This window comes from Streptodolium elevatio, assembly GCF_053592165.1.
Window position 1 is genome coordinate 38,317 of the sequence record NZ_JBSFVE010000023.1, and the last position, 18,805, is coordinate 57,121.

The 18,805-nt window shown below is 72.9% G+C and carries 16 protein-coding genes; 11 read left to right on the forward strand and 5 right to left on the reverse strand.

Features of this window, described 5'->3' with window-relative positions; all coding sequences use genetic code 11:
* The first annotated feature begins 171 nt into the window (after window positions 1–171).
* The 5 genes from ACWD12_RS32800 (at window position 172) to ACWD12_RS32820 (ending at window position 5,116) form a co-directional block, all read left to right on the forward strand.
* On the forward strand, window positions 172–1,695 hold the full coding sequence (locus ACWD12_RS32800; RefSeq protein ID WP_450102610.1) for a TldD/PmbA family protein: 1,524 nt from the start codon (window positions 172–174) through the stop codon (window positions 1,693–1,695).
* Window positions 1,692–3,095 (forward strand): metallopeptidase TldD-related protein, encoded by a 1,404-nt coding sequence (locus ACWD12_RS32805; protein ID WP_450102611.1) that lies wholly within the window; start codon window positions 1,692–1,694, stop codon window positions 3,093–3,095. Before ACWD12_RS32800 ends, ACWD12_RS32805 begins: the two co-directional genes overlap by 4 nt.
* Window positions 3,096–3,189: 94 nt before the next feature.
* Window positions 3,190–3,726, forward strand: coding sequence for an RNA 2'-phosphotransferase (locus tag ACWD12_RS32810; RefSeq protein WP_450102669.1), 537 nt, complete (start codon window positions 3,190–3,192; stop codon window positions 3,724–3,726).
* Between the two features lie 265 nt (window positions 3,727–3,991).
* Window positions 3,992–4,534 (forward strand): DUF3099 domain-containing protein, encoded by a 543-nt coding sequence (locus ACWD12_RS32815; protein ID WP_450102612.1) that lies wholly within the window; start codon window positions 3,992–3,994, stop codon window positions 4,532–4,534.
* A 336-nt stretch (window positions 4,535–4,870) separates the two neighbouring features.
* Window positions 4,871–5,116, forward strand: coding sequence for a hypothetical protein (locus ACWD12_RS32820; RefSeq protein ID WP_450102613.1), 246 nt, complete (start codon window positions 4,871–4,873; stop codon window positions 5,114–5,116).
* A gap of 231 nt (window positions 5,117–5,347) precedes the next feature.
* Here the strand turns inward: ACWD12_RS32820 and moaA are convergent, their stop codons facing one another.
* The gene (moaA, locus tag ACWD12_RS32825; RefSeq protein ID WP_450102614.1) at window positions 5,348–6,376 is read right to left on the reverse strand and encodes a GTP 3',8-cyclase MoaA; all 1,029 of its coding nucleotides are present in this window, start codon (window positions 6,374–6,376) and stop codon (window positions 5,348–5,350) included.
* Between the two features lie 246 nt (window positions 6,377–6,622).
* Here moaA and ACWD12_RS32830 point away from each other — a divergent pair, with 246 nt between their 5' ends.
* Window positions 6,623–8,095 (forward strand): D-alanyl-D-alanine carboxypeptidase family protein, encoded by a 1,473-nt coding sequence (locus tag ACWD12_RS32830; protein ID WP_450102615.1) that lies wholly within the window; start codon window positions 6,623–6,625, stop codon window positions 8,093–8,095.
* Between the two features lie 114 nt (window positions 8,096–8,209).
* Here the strand turns inward: ACWD12_RS32830 and ACWD12_RS32835 are convergent, their stop codons facing one another.
* Both ACWD12_RS32835 and ACWD12_RS32840 read right to left on the reverse strand, forming a co-directional pair.
* Window positions 8,210–9,565: an ABC transporter substrate-binding protein gene (locus ACWD12_RS32835; protein WP_450102616.1), complete on the reverse strand. Its 1,356-nt coding sequence runs from the start codon at window positions 9,563–9,565 to the stop codon at window positions 8,210–8,212.
* A gap of 185 nt (window positions 9,566–9,750) precedes the next feature.
* Window positions 9,751–10,332, reverse strand: a complete 582-nt coding sequence (locus ACWD12_RS32840; protein ID WP_358348600.1) for a hypothetical protein — start codon at window positions 10,330–10,332, stop codon at window positions 9,751–9,753.
* A 344-nt stretch (window positions 10,333–10,676) separates the two neighbouring features.
* On the opposite strand from ACWD12_RS32840, the gene ACWD12_RS32845 reads away from it, so the two are divergent.
* From ACWD12_RS32845 to ACWD12_RS32860, 4 genes are read left to right on the forward strand one after another with little or no spacing between them, the layout of a single operon-like run.
* Entirely contained in the window at window positions 10,677–11,381 is a 705-nt protein-coding gene (locus ACWD12_RS32845; protein ID WP_450102617.1) for a hypothetical protein, read from the forward strand.
* Between the two features lie 52 nt (window positions 11,382–11,433).
* Window positions 11,434–13,455, forward strand: a complete 2,022-nt coding sequence (locus ACWD12_RS32850; protein ID WP_450102618.1) for an ABC transporter permease — start codon at window positions 11,434–11,436, stop codon at window positions 13,453–13,455.
* Window positions 13,452–14,363, forward strand: coding sequence for an ABC transporter ATP-binding protein (locus ACWD12_RS32855; protein ID WP_450102619.1), 912 nt, complete (start codon window positions 13,452–13,454; stop codon window positions 14,361–14,363). Before ACWD12_RS32850 ends, ACWD12_RS32855 begins: the two co-directional genes overlap by 4 nt.
* A complete protein-coding gene (locus ACWD12_RS32860; RefSeq protein ID WP_450102620.1) occupies window positions 14,363–15,043 on the forward strand; it encodes an ABC transporter ATP-binding protein in 681 nt (226 codons plus the stop codon). Before ACWD12_RS32855 ends, ACWD12_RS32860 begins: the two co-directional genes overlap by 1 nt.
* Before the next feature lie 120 nt (window positions 15,044–15,163).
* Here ACWD12_RS32860 and ACWD12_RS32865 read toward each other — a convergent pair whose 3' ends face one another.
* The gene (locus ACWD12_RS32865; RefSeq protein ID WP_450102670.1) at window positions 15,164–16,237 is read right to left on the reverse strand and encodes an amidohydrolase family protein; all 1,074 of its coding nucleotides are present in this window, start codon (window positions 16,235–16,237) and stop codon (window positions 15,164–15,166) included.
* A 116-nt stretch (window positions 16,238–16,353) separates the two neighbouring features.
* The gene (locus ACWD12_RS32870; RefSeq protein WP_358348614.1) at window positions 16,354–17,427 is read right to left on the reverse strand and encodes an exonuclease domain-containing protein; all 1,074 of its coding nucleotides are present in this window, start codon (window positions 17,425–17,427) and stop codon (window positions 16,354–16,356) included.
* 178 nt (window positions 17,428–17,605) lie between these two features.
* Between ACWD12_RS32870 and ACWD12_RS32875 the strand changes: the two genes are divergently transcribed.
* Window positions 17,606–18,802 carry a hypothetical protein gene (locus ACWD12_RS32875; RefSeq protein ID WP_450102621.1) on the forward strand — a complete coding sequence of 399 codons (1,197 nt, stop codon included), beginning with the start codon at window positions 17,606–17,608 and terminating at the stop codon, window positions 18,800–18,802.
* The last annotated feature ends 3 nt before the right edge of the window (window positions 18,803–18,805 follow it).

Sequence of the window (18,805 nt, forward strand, 5' to 3'; positions counted from 1 at the left end):
TACGTGGAATCGCCCTCGACAAGAAGATCCGGCCCGCGGCTGTGGGAAGTCGCCAACCGCCGCGTGCCGGCGCACGCCCGAAATCGGCGGCTGCGGCCGCCTCGCCCGTGATTGACTTCCGGACAGCGCGTGCCCTGGTTCCAGAGCAGCAGAAAGACAGGTGAGCAGCCCGTGCCGCACCCGATCGATCCGGCCTTCGAGGCCTATCCGCTGCGCCGCCTCGCGGACGCCGCCCTCGGGCGGGCCCGCGAACTCGGTGCCGCCCACGCGGACTTCCGCCTGGAGCGCATCCGTGACGCGCACCTGAGGCTGCGCGACGGGCGTACCGAGACGTCGCTCGACTCGACCGACGTCGGGTTCGCGGTGCGGGTCGTGCACGAGGGTGCCTGGGGCTTCGCGGCCGGCGTCGATCTGACCGTGGACGCCGCGGTGCGCATCGCCGAGGAGGCGGTCGCGGTCGCCCGCGTGTCGCGGTCGATCGCGCAGGCGTCCGGCGCGGGGCCGGACGACCTCGTCGAGCTCGCCCCGGAGCCGGTGTACGAGGACGCGGTGTGGGTGTCCTCCTACGAGGTCAACCCGTTCGACGTCGCGGAGGCCGACCGCATCGCGCTGCTCGCGCAGTGGAGCCGCGACCTGCTCGCGGCCGACGGCGTGGACCACGTCGACGCGTCGCTCATGGCGGTGCAGGAGAACAAGTTCTACGCGGACACCGCGGGCACCACCACCACGCAGCAGCGCGTACGCCTGCACCCGCAGCTCACCGCGGTCGCCGTCACCGGCGGCGCGTTCGAGTCGATGCGCTCGATCGCGCCGCCGGTCGGCCGCGGGTGGGAGTACCTGACCGGCACCGGTTGGGACTGGAAGGCGGAGCTGGCCGAGCTGCCGTCGCTGCTCGCCGAACGGGTCGCGGCGCCGTCCGTCGAGGCGGGCGCGTACGACCTCGTCATCGACCCGGGCAACCTGTGGCTGACGATCCACGAGTCGATCGGCCACGCCACCGAGCTGGACCGCGCGCTGGGCTACGAGGCGGCGTACGCGGGAACCTCCTTCGCGACGTTCGACAAGCTCGGCACGCTCAAGTACGGCTCCGAGATCATGCACGTCACCGGCGACCGCACCGCCGAGCACGGCCTCGCGACCATCGGCTACGACGACGAAGGCGTGGCGACGCAGAGCTGGGACCTGGTCAAGGACGGCGTGCTGGTGGGCTACCAGCTCGACCGCAACATGGCCCGGATGAAGGGCTTCGGCCGGTCCAACGGCTGCGCGTTCGCCGACTCGCCGTCGCACGTCCCGGTCCAGCGCATGGCGAACGTCTCGCTGCGCCCGGCCGCGGAGGACCGGTCGACCGCCGACCTGATCGGCGGTGTCGAGCGCGGCCTCTACATCGTCGGCGACAAGTCGTGGTCGATCGACATGCAGCGCTACAACTTCCAGTTCACCGGCCAGCGCGCGTACCGCATCGAGAACGGCCGACTCGCGGGCCAGGTCAAGGACTTCGCGTACCAGGCGACCACCACGGATTTCTGGGGGTCGATGGAGGCGCTCGGCGGCGAGTCGACGTACGTCTTCGGCGGCGCCTTCAACTGCGGCAAGGCGCAGCCCGGTCAGGTCGCGGCGGTCGGCCACGGATGCCCGTCGGCGCTCTTCCGGGGCGTGCGGGTGCTCAACACGGTTCAGGAGGCGGGGCGTTGACGGACACGACCACGGTGACGAAGCCCGGCGAGATCGTCGAGCGCGCGCTCGAACTGTCGCGTACGGACGGCTGCGTGGTGATCGCGCAGGAGTCCGGCACCGCGAACCTGCGTTGGGCCGGCAACGCGCTGACCACCAACGGGCTCACGCACAGCCGCCAGGTGACCGTGATCGCGACGGTCGACGGCGCCGAGGGCACGGCCTCGGGCGTGGTCTCGCGCAGCGGCGTCACACCCGCCGATCTGGAGGGCCTGGTGCGCGCCGCCGAGGAGGCGGCGCGCGGCGCCGGACCCGCCGAGGACGCGAATCCCCTGGTGGGCGGCACCGAGTTCGCGGCCGGCTTCGACGAGCCGCCCGCGGGCACATCCATCGAGGTGTTCCGCGAGTTCGCCCCGGCGTTGGGCGAGGCCTTCGCACGGGCCCGGGCCGGCGGCCGCCGGCTGTACGGGTTCGCCTCGCACGAGGTGTCGTCGAGGTACGTGGGCAACTCGGCGGGCCTGCGCGCCCGGCACGACCAGCCCACCGGCACCTTCGAGCTGAACGCGAAGTCCGCCGACATGTCCCGCTCGGCGTGGGCGGGCGCGGCGACGCGCGACTTCACCGACGTGGACGTCGCGCGCGCCGAGGCGGAGCTGGAGCAGCGCGTCGCCTGGGCGGCCCGCCGCGTCGACCTGCCGGCCGGACGCTACGAGACGCTGCTGCCGCCGAGCGCGGTGGCGGACCTGATGATCTACCTCGCCTGGTCGGCGGGTGCACGCGACGCGCACGAGGGCCGCACGGTGTTCAGCAAGCCGGGCGGCGGGACGCGGGTGGGCGAGAAGCTGTCGTCGCTGCCGCTGACGCTGCGCAGCGACCCCGCGTACCCGGGCCTGGAGTGCGCGCCGTTCAGCACCGCGGCCGCGTCCGGCGACACGTCGTCGGTGTTCGACAACGGCTTTGCGCTGCAGCCGACTTCGTGGATCGCGGACGGTGTGCTGTCGACCCTCCCGGCGAGCCGCCACTCGGCCGCGCTGGCCGGCCTGCCCGCCGCGCCCGACATCGACAACCTGGTGCTGGAAAGCGGAGGCGCGGACCGGTCCCTGGCCGATATGGTCGCCTCGACCAAGCGCGGGCTGCTGCTCACCTGCCTGTGGTACATCCGCGAGGTGGACCCGCAGACCCTGCTGCTGACCGGCCTGACACGCGACGGGGTCTACCTCGTCGAGGACGGCGAGGTCGTCGGCGCGGTCAACAACTACCGCTTCAACGAGTCGCCGGTGGACCTGCTGGGCCGGGTGACCGAGGCGGGCGCCACCGAGCGGACCATGCCGCGCGAGTGGGGCGACTACTTCTCGCGGGCGGCGATGCCGCCGCTCCGCGTACCGGACTTCAACATGAGCTCGGTGAGCCAGGCGTCCTGAGGATCCGGCCCCCGCACCCGCACCGGGTGCGGGGGCCGATCCGACGCCCCGGCCCGAGCCGCGAGCGCCGAGGAGGCGTGTGGACGAAAAACGTATGGTCAAGGTGTCCAAATACCTGTCGAGGGCACTCCGGCACCAGCCGGAGCGCATCGGCATCACCCTTGACACCGCCGGTTGGGCGGAGATCGACGACCTGCTCGCGGCGTGCCGCGCGCGGGGCTTCGCGGTAAGCCGCGAGGAGCTCGACCACGTGGTCGAGCACAACGACAAGAAGCGGTTCGCGGTGTCGGCGGACGGCACCCGCATCCGCGCGAGCCAGGGGCACACGGTCGCGGTCGAGCTGGGCCTGACCGCCGCCGAGCCGCCCGCCCTGCTGTTCCACGGCACGGTCGGCCGCGTGGTCGACACGATCATGGCCGAGGGACTGCGCCCGATGGACCGGCACGACGTGCACCTGTCCCCCGACGTGGAGACCGCCCGCCGGGTGGGTGCGCGCCGGGGTCGTCCGGTGGTGCTGATGGTGGACGCGGGGCGCATGCACGCGGACGGGCACGTGTTCCGTGTATCGGACAACGGCGTGTGGCTGGTGCCGGCGGTGCCGCCGGGGTACCTGCGTCGTCAGGAGACCTGAGCCGCAGAGAGCGCTGCGCCGCAAGGGGTGCGGTAGCCGCGAGGGGTGCGGAGCCGCCAGGAGTCCTGGGCCCACGCCGCCGGTTCGTGGTTCGCCCGCCGCCCCGCGGCCTTCTTCGCAGTTCCGGATCACCCGCACGGACGGCAATCGGAAACTCGTGGCCAAGGCGCGCCCCCCGGTCTCGTTCACGGGGTGGGCGCGGCGTACGGTGGGGACAAGGACCTCGGCCCAGGGTCGACCGGGGCTCGTCGGCGGGCAGGTGGGCATGGTGCTGGTGAATCGCGCGGGTCGCGCGGAGACGTACCAGATCAGCGGTGCACGCAAAGGACTGACCGAGGATGTGCGCGGGCGCCAGCGCCGTTACGTGGTGTCGATGTCGATCCGCACGGTGTGCTTCATCCTCGCGGTGGTCCTGGAGGGGCCTCTGCGGTGGGTGATGATCGCCGGTGCGCTGCTGCTGCCGTACGTCGCCGTGGTGGTCGCCAACGCCGGCCGCTCGCGCCGGCTGGATCCGCCGCCCGCCTCGCAGGTGGTGCCGCCGCAGGCACACCGGGCCATCGAACCGCCGCCGCACGCGGTCCTCACCAGTGCCGAGCGGCACGACATCACGGTCGTTCCGGAGGACGCGTGGATCGTGCCCGACGAGGCCGCCGCGCCGCCGCGCGGGACGACTGTCTGGGCGACCACCGCATCCGGTGAGACCAGCGCCGGCAGAGCCGCCGGTTCGGGTGCCGGGGAACCGCACCGCGAGCCGTCCGGCGGGGCCGATGGCGGACCTGACGCTCCGCCAGAAGGTAACCGTCAGTAAGTTGTTCGAGTGCCCGCCGACCGGGTGGGAACAGGTTCGCGGCACCTGCCAAAATCGCTCGACACGCGTTGCCGGATGGGGCTTCACGTCGGGCGTGGACGTGCCATACTTCAAAACGTGCTCCGTATCCCCCGTCGGAGCGACCGACGCGATGCCGGGCGGCTCCCCCCGTGGCTGCCCGGCATCGCCCGTGTCCGGGGCTTGTGCGAACGGGAGTTCGCGGACCGGCGAGGTCGCCCCGCCGGGGGACGCTCATCACACAGAGCAGCGAAACGGGTGGCCGGGCTCCGCGGTTCCCGACGCGTGACGCGGGTGCCGTCTTGCGATACTGGGGGCATGTTTCCCACCGAAGAGCCGGGACGGCCCATCTGTTCGGCGAAGGGCTGCCGTGTCGACGCGCGGTGGGTCCTGGCCTGGAACAACCCGAAGCTGCACACGCCCGATCGCCGCAAGACGTGGCTGGCCTGCGACGAACACCGGGACACCCTGGGGCAGTTCCTCGCGGTACGCGGGTTCCTGAAGGACACGGTCGCGTTCGAGGCGTGGACGGCCGCCGAGGAGACCGGCGGCACGAAGGCCTGACGGCTGCGCGGAGGTCCGACCGGCGGCCGTGAGTGGGCCGGAACGGCGGTCGCGGGTAGGCCCTGACCGGCTGCGCGAATGCCTGGAGGGGCCGCGCGGAGGCGCGGTGGTTGTGCGACGGTCCCGGCGGGGCGCTCGCGGCCGGGGCAGTCGTCAGTCGGGGGCGTTGGCCGGCGTCGTCGCCCGGATGGCCGGCCCGCGTCGTCAGCCCGAGTGGTCAGCCCGGTGGTCTCAGCCGCCGATGGCCGACATCGGGCGGGCCGGCTGGAGGAACGCCGGGTCGTCGATGCCCGCCCCCGCCTTCTTCGTCGCCATCGCGGCGCGCCAGCGGTCCGCGAGCTCGGCGTCGTCCGCGCCGCCCCGCAGGGCCGCGCGCAGGTCCGATTCCTCGCGGGCGAAGAGGCAGTTGCGGATCTGGCCGTCGGCGGTCAGCCGGGTGCGGTCGCAGGCACCGCAGAACGGCCTCGTCACGGTGCCGATCACGCCCACGCGGCCGGGCCCCCCGTCGACCAGCCAGCGTTCGGCCGGTGCGCTGCCGCGCGCGTCGTCGCCTTCCGGGGTCAGCCGGAACGCCGCCGAAAGGTCGCGCAGTATCTCCTCCGCGGTGACCATCTGCTCGCGCTTCCAGCCGTGCTGCGCGTCCAAGGGCATCTGCTCGATGAAGCGGAGCTCGTACCCGCGCTCCAGGCACCACGCGAGCAGCGCCGGCGCCTCGTCCTCGTTGACCCCGCGCATCAGGACGGCGTTGACCTTGACCGGCGTCAGCCCGGCCGCCGCGGCGGCGGCCATGCCCGCGACGACGTCGTGGTGGCGGTCGCGGCGGGTCAGCGTACGGAAGCGCTCCGGGTCGAGGGTGTCCAGCGAGACGTTGACGCGGTCCAGGCCGGCCGCCTTGAGGGCGGGCGCCAGTTTGGTCAGCCCCAGGCCGTTGGTCGTGACCGACTGCTTGGGCCGCGGCTCCAGGGCCGCGACGCGCTCGATGATGCCGACCAGCCCGCGGCGCATCAGCGGTTCGCCGCCGGTGAAGCGCACCTCGGTGACGCCGAGCCGGGTGACCGCGACCGTGATCAGCCGCACGATCTCGTCGTCGGTGAGCAGCTCGGGCTTGGGCAGCCAGTCGAGGCCCTCTTCCGGCATGCAATAGGTGCAGCGCAGATTGCACCGGTCGGTCAGGGAGACGCGCAGGTCGGTGGCGACGCGCCCGAAGGAGTCGACGAGTCCGCCGGCCCGCGCGGCCTCGGCTGTCGTCTCGACACTCATGGCGGTCTCCTCACCCCCAGCCCGGCGTGGCAGCATGTCAGATTGCCGGTTCGGCTTCGCCCCCAGAGTACGCACGGTCCGCAACAAGGTGACCGGCGCCACCCTCGCGACAGTACGTGACGGTACGTCCGGCGGGCGTGTCGCGTTGCCTCATCTCGGCGTGGCGTATCCCATAGCGCACCTGTGACACTTCACGGCCCCGCAGTACACCGGCATAGGTAATGATCCTGCGGGGAGGATCCGACGTTGAATCAAAGACCGCAAGACCAGGGCTCGGAGGCCGGGCGGGACGCCGCGCGCGGCGGCGCCCGCCACCGTGCCGACACCGGCCCCGGCGGGCACCGGGAGCCGTCGTACTCGGACGCCGCCCGGTACCTCGACAGCGCGTGGGAGTCGAGCAGCAGCGGCGCGCCGCAGACGCCGTACGACGGGCCGACGCAGGTCGTACCGGTGCACCAGATGCCGGTGGCGCCGCAGCCGCCCACCCCGCAGCCCGCGGGACCGCGGCCGTCCGGCGCACGACCCGAAGACGCCCAACCGCACGACGCACAACAGCGCGACGCACAACAGCAAGACTGGCAGCAGCACGACGCCCAGGCGCACCGGGCACAGCAGCACCACGCACAGCCGAACGACGCACGGCCGGACCCCGCGCAGCCGAATCAGGCTCGGTCGGCCGGGGCGCAATCGGCCGGCATGCCGCCGACCGGGTCCCCAGCCCCCGAGCAGCGCAGACCGGAGCTGGACCTGGGCGCGTACGCGATGGGCGCCCCGCAGCCGACCGGCCCCGGTGCCCCCGGGCGCCCCGGCGGGCACGCGGGCGCGGCCGGGCCGACGGACGCCTACGGGTCGGAGGCCGCACACGGGTCCCCAGCCGCTCCGGGGAACGGCAACATGCCGGGCGGAAGCGGTCCCGGCGGCCACGGTGGTGGCGACGGCGGGCACGGCGGCTACGGCGACGACTCGGACGACGGATCCGGGTCCGGGTCCGGCGGCCGCCGCAAGCGGCGCCGCGCCCTGGTCATCTGGGGTGTCGCCGGCGCCGTCGCGCTCACCGGCGCCGGTCTGGTCGCCGCGAAGACACTGACCGGGGACGACAAGCCCAGCACCACATCGGTGGGCCTGACGACGTCGCCCACGCCCGGGAGCGCCCCGCCGTCCTCGGCCCCGCCGCCCTCGACCGCGTCCTCGGCGCCGTCCACGGGCGGCCCGAGCACGGGGGCCTCAAGCGGTCGGCCGTCCGGTTCCAAGTCGGCGAGCGGCAGCCCGTCGGGCAGTGCGTCGACCGGCAGCAAGACGCCGAAGACCGACTCGGACGACGACGGGATAGCCGACGACCCGGGGGCGACCGACCCGGCCAAGCTGGTCGGCGGCGCGCGCACCGCGTATCAGCAGGCGAAGTCGGCGATGGCGGCCGAGGGCGTCACGATGACGCTGACGTCGGGCAAGCGGTCGTACGAGCACCAGAAGGACCTGTGGGAACAGGAGGTGCGCGACAAGGGCTCCACCGCGGCGGCCCGTATGCGCGTGCTGCCGCCCGACGAGTCCTCGCACGTCGACGGCAACGCGATCGACATCAACGTCGCCGCGCAGCCGTGGATGAAGTCGAAGGGCAAGACGTACGGCTGGTGCCAGATCTACGCGAACGAGCCGTGGCACTTCGAGTTCCAGGCGTCCTACAAGACCCAGGGCTGCCCGGCGCTCAAGCCGCACCCGTAGGCACGGCGGCCGATCCTGGCCGGTGACGGCAACGCCGACACACCACAAGGCTGTTCAATGCGCGGCGGTACGGGTTCCTCCCGTGCCGCCGCGTGGTTCTTTCCCCGGAGCCCGCTACGGCTTGTACGGAAGCGAGGGCACCACCGAGCAGTTCGCCGCCATGTCGGGGACCTGGTCGACCCAGCCGCCCTTGCCGCCGTTCGCGGTGTCCTGCCAACGGACCACGTTGGTGCACCACTTCTGCGGCGCCTGCGCCTGTTCGGCGCTCTCCTGCCGGAAGTCCACCGGGATCAGCAGGCCGTGCGCGTCGTACCCCTCGGGTCGGTTCACGAACGCCTCGACGCACTTGCGCGTCACGTCGGCCCCGCAGGAGGCGATGGCGTCGGTCAGCCACTGCGCGGACGCCCAACCCTCCAGCGCCCATTGCGACATCCGGTCCTCGCGGTCCGGGAAGTACTTCAGCATGGCGGCCCGGAACTCCGCGACGGCCGGATGGTCGACGTCCTCGTACGAGCGGCTGAACCCGGTGGCCTGGATGCTGTTGCGGCAGGTCGGCGAGTCCTTGAACTCCCGTCCCACCGCCGCGTTCTGGCTCTGCACCGTGGAGACCTTCGCCTGCACCTTGAGGCCCATGTCGTCCATGGACTTGCAGAGCACCGCGTTGCCGCGCGTGTCCATCGCGTCGAAGACGAGGTCGACGCCGCGGTTCTTCATGTCGACGACTGCCGCGTCGAAGTTCGCCAGGAAGAAGTCGACCTGCTTGTCGACCACGGTGTATCCCTCGGCCTTCAGCCCGTCCTTGATGGTCTGGGCATAGCGCGCCGAGTCGGGCTGGTTGTACGAGACCACCGCCGCCGTCCGTGCGCCGACGCGCTCCTTGAAGTACCGGTAGATCTCGGTGTTCTGGAAGAGCGTGCCGTCCCAGCCGACCTTGCCGTTCCGGGGCGCGCTGGAGCCGTAGAGGCTGTAGAGGTGCTGGTACTGGTCGTAGGCGTTGCCGACCGGGATACCGCCGACATCGGGGACGCCCTTGGAACTGATGTACTCGGCACCGGTGTAGTTGTAGATGCTGTTGCCGGCGAAGGCGAACACCTTGTCGTCGTCGACGAGTTGGCGCGCGCACTTCTGATTGTCGGCGCCGATGCCGCCGTCGTCGCATGCCACGACCTCGATGGTGCGGCCGTTGACGCCGCCCTTCTCGTTGAGGGCCTTGAAGAACGCCTGCGCGCCGTACATCGGGCCGGAGAAGGTCTCGCTGCCCAGCAGACCTGACGCGGTGTCGATCATCCCGACCTTGATGGTGGTGGGGGTGACGCCGACGTCCGAGGCGGCGTTCACGTTGGGCCCGCCCGCGGTGTTCGGGCCAGGCGCCGGTTGCTCGAAATCGCTTGCCGGGAGTCGGGATCCGCAGGCCGCGAGGACGAGACCGAGCGCGGCGGCGGCAGCGGCGTTGCGGACGATGCGGCGCATGTGCTCCTCCCGGGAGCCTCTGTCCTGAGCGGGCCTGGGGTGTCCTGGGTGGATCCTGCGGCACGTTCGCGCGGTACCGCAGGAAGCGAGCCGGCGGCTGCGGGTACGCACGCGGAGGGCGCGTACCCGCAGCCGCCACCGTCAGTCAGGAGGACGGTATTTCGGCACTCTTGGTTCGACCGGCGTCAGGACGCGCAGGCCGGCGGCGCCGGGATGCCGAGGCCCGTACCGAAGCCGCAGACCGTCTTCTTGCCGACCAGCCACTTGCCGTCCTGCTTGACGGCCTCGCCCTTCTGGTTCGGGTAGAACGGCGCGCCGCCGACGATCACGTCGAACGAGACGACGGCCTTGTCGCCGGACACGGCCACGTCGTTGACCTTGATCGACGCGGTGCCGAGGGCCGGGTTGGCGAGCAACTGGTCCAGGAGCGGAGCGATGCCTGCCGCGTCCTGGATGCCCGCCTTGCGCTGGTCGACCGGCACCTTGGCGTCGAGCATCTGGGTGAACGACGCGGCAGCGGCCTTCTGGTCGGCCGTGAAGGTGGCCGGGTCGGCCGGGGCACCCGCGGGCGCGCTGGACGAGCCGCCCGTGGCCGAGGCGGAGGTCGCCGGGGCGCTCGACGACGGGGCCGCGCTGGTCGCCGGCGCCGATGCACTCGGCGACGCCTTGGGCTCGTCCTTGTCGTCGTCGCCGCAGCCCGCGAGCAGCAGCACGCCCGCGACCGGCAGGGCCGCCCACGCCATGCGACGAGTACGTATGTCCCGCATGTGCTTTCACCGTCCGTTCTCGCCAGGGCCATTCCCCGGCGTAGATCACAGAAGTCAGGTCGGAGCGTACGGCACCCTACCCGTGCGTCACATGCCGACTCGGATACCCGTACAACTGTGTCCGACCTGTATCCGCGCCGCGTTGCCGACATGCCGTCGGCACGCAGTCGGTATGCAATCGTTCCCCGCGTTTTCCGATCGCGAAAGCCGGGTGTTCCGTTTCGACCACAACTAACCTGGAGCAGACCCGGGGCGACCGCATCCGCACTGTCCCGGATGCGCAGGCGGCGAACAGGTGAGGCGGGCCGGTGGAGGGTTCCGAAAGACCGCGCTGGGACGGCGACGTGCGTTCGGCCGTTCGGGCGTACGGGGGCTGGATCGTCGTGCTCGTCGGCGCCGTGCTGTGCGCGGTGGGCTGGTACGGCGTGTCGGGCGAGAAGCACGAGGCCCGGCAGCTCCCGTACATCGCGTCGGCCACGGTGCCCGGTGCGGCGCTGATCGTCGCGGGCGCGGTCCTGGTGGCCGCACGTCTGCGGGGCGGAGGCGGGTCCGACGACGCGCTGCGGCGGCAGGTGGCGGAACTCCATGCGCTGATCCTGGAGCCGGTCGGTGCGGACGGCGGTGCCGGGGAGATCCGGGCCGGAGAGACGCGTGACGGCGCGGCCGGGGTGGCGAACGGCGGTCGTACGTCCGGTGGTTCGTCAGCCGGGGCGGTGGCCGCGGGGCCCGGGTCCGCGGCTGACGGGAGCGGCGAGGGGAACGTCGTCGCGAGCGGCGACACGCCGTTCGTCTCGCTACGTGGCGGAGCGCGTTACCACCGGCCCGACTGCGAGCTGGTGCGCGGCAAGAACGGCGTGTTCGCCCTCCGCCCGAAGCAGGCGGCCGAACTCGACCTGCGGCCGTGCGCGTTGTGCGACCCCGACGACACGGGTGCGGCTCCGGCGGCCCCGTCCGCGTCGTCCTCGGCGACCCCCTCGGGTCCTTCCCCGGGCCCGGCCCCGGGGTCCCCCGCCGCGCCCCCGTCTGCCGCGCCCGGCGACGCGGACTGACGCCGCCGATGCCCGAGACCGCGGCCGCCGGCCGGAGGGCGGCCCCGCGCCCATGCTGACCATCGACCTCGCTCTCGCCGGGCTGGCCGTCGGGGCGATCGCCGCGCTCGGCGCGGTCGGCCTGATCACGTCGTACCGGGCGACCGGCGTGTTCAACCTGGGGTTCGGGGCCCTGGCGATGCTCATCGCCTACCTGCTCTGGCAGCAGGTACGCGTGTGGGGATGGCCGGTGGTGCCCGCCGCGCTGTTCGACGTCCTGGTGGTCGCACCCGCGTTCGGGCTGCTGCTCGAACGCTTCGTCTTCCGAGGGCTGGGCAGGCGCGGAGCGGGGCCGGCCGAGATGCTCGCCGCGTCGCTGGGCGTGCTCGTGCTGCTGCTCGGCATCGCGATCCTGACGTGGGGCACCGAGTCGCGTCTCGACCCGCCGACCCTGTTCGAGACCGGCTCGATCGAGCTGTGGGGCGGCGCGACGGTGTCCGAGGCCGCGCTGATCGACCTGGGCGTGGTCGTCGGGGTGGCGGTCGTGGTCGCGGCGGTCACGCGCTTCACCCGTTTCGGTGCCGAGCTCCGGGCCGTCGTCGACCGCCGTGAGCTGGCCGAGCTGAGCGGCGTCGCGGCGGACCGCGTGTCGGCGGTGGGCTGGGCCTTCGGGTCGATGCTGGCGGGTCTGACCGGGATCCTGCTGGCGCCGCACGTACGCCTGGACCCGTTCGGGTTGACCCTCCTGGTCCTGGAGACCATCGGTGTCGCGGTGGCCGCGCGGCTGGCGAGCCTGCCGGTGGCCATCCTGGTGGCGGTGGCGATCGGCGTCGGGCAGAGCGAGTTGACGCGCGTGCAGTTGGAGGGGAAGGCGCAGAACCTTCTGCAGGCCTTGCAGTCCAACCTGTTCGTGGTGGTCCTGCTGCTGGCTCTGCTGCTCTTGCCGCGCATGGTCGAGGTCGGTTCGCGCGCGTCGTACCCGCGTGTGGACGCGGGGACGCGGACACGACTGCCCGCGCTGTGGTGGCTGCCGTACCCGATCCTGCTGGCCGCGCCGCTCGCGCTGGGCACCGAGCACCTGCGGTCCGCGCAACAGATCCCGGCGCTGGCCATCGTGTTCGTGTCGCTGGTGATCCTGACCGGGTACGCCGGGCAGGTGTCGCTCGGCCAGGCCGGGTACGCGGGCCTCGGCGCGCTGTTCGCGGCGTCGCTGATGAGCGGGAAGTTCCTCGGGCTCCCGGAGGTGCCCGGCTTGCTCGCGCTGCTGCTCGCGACGCTGCTGGTGGTGCCGGTGGGGGTGCTCACCGGCTACCCGGCGATCCGGCGGCGCGGTCTCGCGCTGGCCCTGACGACGTTCGCCGTCGCGGTGGTGGTGAGCAGGTTCGTGTTCGCGCAGCCGATGTTCACGACCGGCCTGAGGCTGGACCATCCGTGGCCGTTCTCCGGCGAACGTTCTTTCTACGTCCTCGAGTTGGTCTGCCTGGGGCTGACGCTGCTGCTCGTACGCCGACTGCACACCGGGCGCCTGGGCCGCATGCTGGTGGCCACGCGCGACAGCGAGGGCGGGGCTGCGGCGTCGGGGGTGGACGTACCGGGGCTGAAGGTGTTCGTGTTCGCGGTGAGCGCGGGGGTGGCGGGGCTCGGGGGTGCGCTCATGGGCATGAGCGGACGCGCCTTCGACGCCCAGACGTTCGACCCGCTGGTGGGGCTGATCTGGTTCGCGGCGGTGGTGGTGTTCGGGGTGGACAGCGCGGCGGGCGCGGTGCTCGCGGCGGCGCTGATCGTGGGCCTCGACAGCGGGACGCGGGCGGGTGTGTCGACGATCGTGATCGGTGCGGGCGCGGTGCTGCTGTCGCGTATGCCCGGTGGTGCGCTGGCGACGGCCCGGCGGTTGCTCGGGCCGCTGTGGGCCGAGGACCCGGAGGCGGGGCCGGGGACGGGGTCCGGGTTGCGGCCGGGCTCGGGGATGCGGCCGGAGTGGGGCGCGGTGCGTCTCACGCCTGCGGGTGAGGCGTTGCGGGGGCGGGTGCGGCGGCGTGCGGCTACCGCCGCGGCGGCGACTGAGGCGGCCGCGCGGGACGGGGGCCGTCCGTGACGCTGCGTCAGTCGGACGTACCGAGCCTGCAAGCGCGGGGCCTGGTACGCCACTTCGGCGGCCTGCGGGCCGTCGACGGGGTCGACCTGGCGGTGCCGCCGGGGGAGGTGACGGCGGTGATCGGGCCGAACGGTGCGGGCAAGAGCACGCTGTTCCACTGCCTGGCCGGGGCGCAGCGGCCGGACGAGGGGCGCATCAGGCTCGGCGAGCGCGACATCACGCGCCTGGCGGACCACCGGCGCGCGCGGCTGGGCATCGCACGGACGTTCCAGGTCGTGTCGGTGTTCCCGAGCCTGACGGTGGCCGACAATCTGCGGGTCGGTGCGGAGAACCGTACGGGTGCGAGTGCCACCGCGCGGTTGCTGGGGCTGCCGGATGCGGCGCGTGGGCGTACCCGGACTGCGGTGGAGGCGGCGTTGGAGCTGGTCGGGCTGACCGAACTGCGGGATGTGCGCTGCGGGGAGCTGCCGACCGGGACGTTGCGACTGGTGGAGTTGGGGCGGGCGCTGGCGTCGCGGCCGTCGGTGCTGCTGCTCGACGAGCCGGCGAGCGGGTTGGACGACACGGAGACCGGGCGGCTGCGAGTGCTGCTGCGTGGCCTCGCGGACGACGGGCTCGCGGTGCTGTTGGTGGAGCACGACATGGAACTCGTGTTCGGGGTGGCGGACTCGGTGCATGTGATGGCGGCCGGGCGAATCGTGGCGTCGGGGCCGCCCGAACAGGTACGCGAAAACGAGGCGGCGCGCGCGGCCTACCTCGATCCCGTGACCGGCGACGCCCACGGCGCGGCAGACGAGCCTCCATCCCCGTCCCCGCGACCGCCGGACGACGAGGACCCGCGACCTCTCGGCGTACGCGGATCGCAGCCCCCGGACGAACAGGGAACGCCCCGGGACGGTGAGCGCTGATGCCCGCCTCCCTCGCCCTCCACGACGTCCGCGTCCGCTACGGCCCCGTCGAGGCCCTGCACGGCGTCGACCTCGCCTTCCCGGCCGGCGCCGTCACCGCCCTCCTCGGCCGCAACGGCGCCGGACGCTCCACTCTCCTGCGCACCCTCGCGGGCCTCCTGTCCCCAACCTCCGGCCGCATCGAATGGGACGGCCGCGACGTCACCCGCTGGACCGCCTCCGAACGTGCCCGCGACGGGCTCGCCCTCATTCCGGACGGCCACGGCGTCTTCGCGGGGCTCTCCGTCCGCGACAATCTCCGCGTCTTCGCAAGCGCCGACACCATCGATCCGGCCCTCGACGCGTTCCCCGTACTCCGCAAGCGACTCGGCCAACGCGCCGGCACCCTGTCGGGCGGCGAACAACAGATGCTCGCGGTCTCCCGCGCCCTGCTCCGTCCGTCGCGCGTCCTGCTCCTCGACGAACTGAGCCAGGGCCTGGCGCCCCGCGTCGTGGCCCAGCTCTACGACGTTGTCTCCGAACTCGCCGCCGGACAGCGGACCGTGGTCCTGGTCGAGCAGTACGCCGGGGAAGCGCTGCGCCGCGCCGACGTCGCGTACGTCCTGCGCCGCGGCCGCGTCGCCTTCGCCGGCGAACCCGGCGAACTCCGCACCGACGGCCACGCCTCCCTCTTCGACTGACGCGGCCCTCGACTAACGCGGCGGGGGCCGGATGGACACGCAAAGTGCCGACGGCGCCGATCGTTTCAGGACGCTGCGGCGCGGCAGATCGGACGCCTCCGGCCACCCCTCATGTGTCATTCAGCGGGCGACGCCGCGCAGCACCACCTTTGCCGGTGACAGCAATACGCCCACGTCGTCGCGCGGATCGGCGTCGTAGACCACGAAGTCGGCGGAGGCACCTTCTTCGAGGCCGGGGCGGCCCAGCCACGCCCGCGCCGACCAGGTGGCCGCCGACAGGGCCGCGGTCGGCGGAAGGCCGGCGCGGACGAGTTCCACGACTTCGTGGCCCACCAGCCCGTGCGCGAGGGCGCCGCCCGCATCCGTGCCGACGTAGACCGGGATCCCCGCGTCGTACGCCGCGCGCACGGTGGCGTACCGGCGCGCGTGCAACGCCCGCATATGGGCGGCGTATTCGGGGAACTTGGCGGCCGCGGCGTCGGCGATGCCCGGGAAGGTGCCGATGTTGACCAGGGTCGGCACGATCGCCGTTCCCCGTGCGGCGAACTCCGGGATCATGTCCTCGGTCAGGCCTGTCGCGTGCTCGATGCAGTCGATCCCGGCGGCCACGAGGTCCGGCAGCGACTCCTCCGAGAAGCAGTGCGCGGTGACGCGGGCGCCCACGGCGTGTGCCGCGTCGATGGCCTCCTTGAGCGCGTCGTACGGCCAGCACGGCGCCAGGTCGCCCCGGTCGCGGTCGATCCAGTCGCCGACCAGCTTGACCCAGCCGTCGCCGCGCCGGGCCTCCTGCACGACGTACGCGGTGAGGTCGCCCGGTTCGATCTCGTGCGCGTAGTTGCGGATGTAGCGGCGCGGGCGGGCGAGATGGCGGCCGGCGCGGATGAGCCGGGGCAGGTCCTCGCGGCCGTCGACCCAGCGGGTGTCGGCGGGCGAGCCGGCGTCGCGCAGCAGCAGGGCGCCCGCGTCGCGGTCGGTGAGGGCCTGGCGCTCGCTGGTGTCGTGGTCGACGGCGCCGTGTGCGTCGAGGCCCACGTGGCAGTGCGCGTCGACGAGGCCGGGCAGCACCCAGCCGCGTACGGTCGTCGCCTCTTCCGCGGTGAAGCGGGGCCGCTCGAAGGTGATGCGGCCGTCCAGGACCCAGAGTTCGTCGCGGACGTCGTCCGGCGCGACGAGGATCGGCCCGACGATGTGCAGCGGGCCGTGCGTATCCCGCGGCCTCCTCCCGCTGCCGCTGCCGACGGCGCCCGCGTTCCCTTCGCCGCGACCACGCCCGCTGCTGTTGCCTTGGCTGTGGCTGTTGCCGCCTTCGTTCACGATGCCCCTCCCCTGCCGACGCCCGGCACCGGACCGTCCGTCACGCCCGCATCCGCCACGCCCGCACCCCCGTCGGCATCCGTCCTGGCGCGCGGCACGGCGCCTGCTCCCGGACCGCCGCCTACGGGGCGATCCCCGGTCTCAGCCTCGCCGCCAGCCGCCACAGGCGCCACCGCACCCGCCACCGAATCTCCTTTGGCCGACGGACGCGACGGACCCGACGCAGCCGTCGGCGCCACCGGCCATTCGCCCGCGATGCGTTCGCCGTGCCCCGGCTTCGTACGGTCCAGGTACGCCTGGAACGACGCCGCCTGCTCCGCCGCCCACGCGCGCTGCTCGTTGTGCAGCGTCCGCACGTCGAGGGCCGCGAGCTTCGGGTAGCGGGCGCCCAGTTCCACGGCGAGGCGCAGGCACGCCTCCGCGTCGCCGTCCGCCGTGTGCGCGTCCGCGAGCGCGACCCCGTAGAAGGCGCTGGTCGCCTCCAGCGTGCGCTTGCCGCGCCGGAAGCGGTCCTGGTGCTTGTCGATGAGCAGCGGATCGATGATGGGGCCGATCACCGCCGTGCGTTCGGCCAGCGTCCTTCGTCCGTGCCGTCGCAACTCGGCCTCCAGCAACGACAGATCGAACACCGCGTTGTAGATCGCGACCGGTGTCCCGGCGTCGAGGTACGCGGCCAGCACGTCGGCGAGTTCGTCGAGGCAGTCGACGGCCGGCCTGCCGTGCTCGCGCGCGTACGCGGTCGTGATCCCGTGCACCGCGGTGGCCTCCTCCGGGATCTCCCGGTCGCCCGGATGGACGAGCCACGTCCGGTGTACTCCCGAGGTGTCGCAGACCGCCGCGGTGACGATGAAGTCGGAGGAGACGTCCACTCCGGAGGTCTCCAAGTCGAACGCCGCCAACTCCCTTTGGTGCCAGCCCGTGTGGGTCCCCCGGGCCGGAGCCGCGGGCTTGGGCTCGCAGTTGCGGCAGTACGTCGTCCACGCTCCGCCGACGCGCGTCAACACCCCGTCGCCGGGCGGCACATACGTCGAACAGGTGGCACAGGCAGCGCCATATCGGTTGGTGGCCACAGGCTGGTTACCTCGCTCGGTACGTCGGTTCACCATGCGTCACGATCATCACCACGCTACGCGCTGCCAACGACGTCGGAGGGTACGGCACGCGCTCGTGCGGCCGGGGCCCTCCACGGCACGGCCCCGGCAGTGCCAGGATGTGCGCGTGCGCGTACTGCTCTCCGACGGTTTCGGTATGACCTCACGTCAGGCTGCCCAGCTTCTGCGGCAGGCGGGACACGAGGTCGAGGTCCTGGCGCCCCCGGGCCGTCCGCCGCTGCGCCTGCCGCCGGCGGTGACGCGGGTCCACCCGGTCCCGGCGTACGGCGCGGACCCATGGGGCTGGCTCGACGCCGCGTCGAAGGTCCTGCACGCCGAGGGGCACGACGTACTGATACCGACCGGCGAGCAAGTGGCAGTGCTGGCACGGGCGGACGTGGGGGGCACGACGCTTGCGGCGCGCCTGGCCGTACCACGCTTCGCCTCACTCGAACGGGTGCAGGACAAGGTGTCGGCGGGCGTCACGCTCACCGAGATAGGCCTGCCGCAGCCGGAGGCGTCGGTCGTGAGTTCCGCCGAGGCGCTGCGGCAGATCGCCGATCCCCCGATGTACGTCAAGCTGCCGATCGGTACCGCGTCCAACGGCGTGTTCCCGATCACCCGCCGCGAGGAACTCCTGCGCCTGGCGGACAACCTCGAGGCGCAGGGCGTGTTCGCGGGCGGCGGGCGCGTACTCGTTCAGGAGCCGGTGCGCGGCCCGGTGGTCAGCGTCCAGTCGGTGTTCGACCACGGCCGCCTCGTCGCGATGCACGCCTACGTCCACGTCGTGCCCGGCAGCCGGGGCGGCGCGGCCGCGAAGCGCGGCTTGGTGCTCGCCGTTCTCCGTGAGCACATCACTCTTCTGGGCGCACACATCGGCTGGCACGGGGCCCTGTCCATGGACGGCATCCTCACCGACGACGGCCCGGTCTGGATCGACGTCAACCCGCGCCTGGTCGAGCCGACCAACGCGGCGCTGTCCGGCGTCGACCTGCTGGGCGCGCTCATCGCGGTGTCTCTCGGCCGGTCCCCGGCCTCGGTCCCGACGGCGCAATCGGGCGCGACCACCCACCAGTTCCTGCAAGGCCTGCTCGGCGCCGGCGAGCGCGGACGGGCGGCCGTGCTGCGCGAGCTGTGGCACGCCACGGTGCGGCGCGGCGCGTACCGCGACAGCACCGAGGAACTCCTCTCCGTGCGCCGCGAACCCCGGACGATCCCGGCCCTCCTCGCACTCACCACCGGTCTCCTCGCCGCCCCCGGTTGGACGCTCCGCCGAGCACTCCGCAACGCCGACCGCAACACCCTCGCCCCCCACACCTGGCGCCAAATCCGCGCCGGCGCCCCACCCACCTGACAC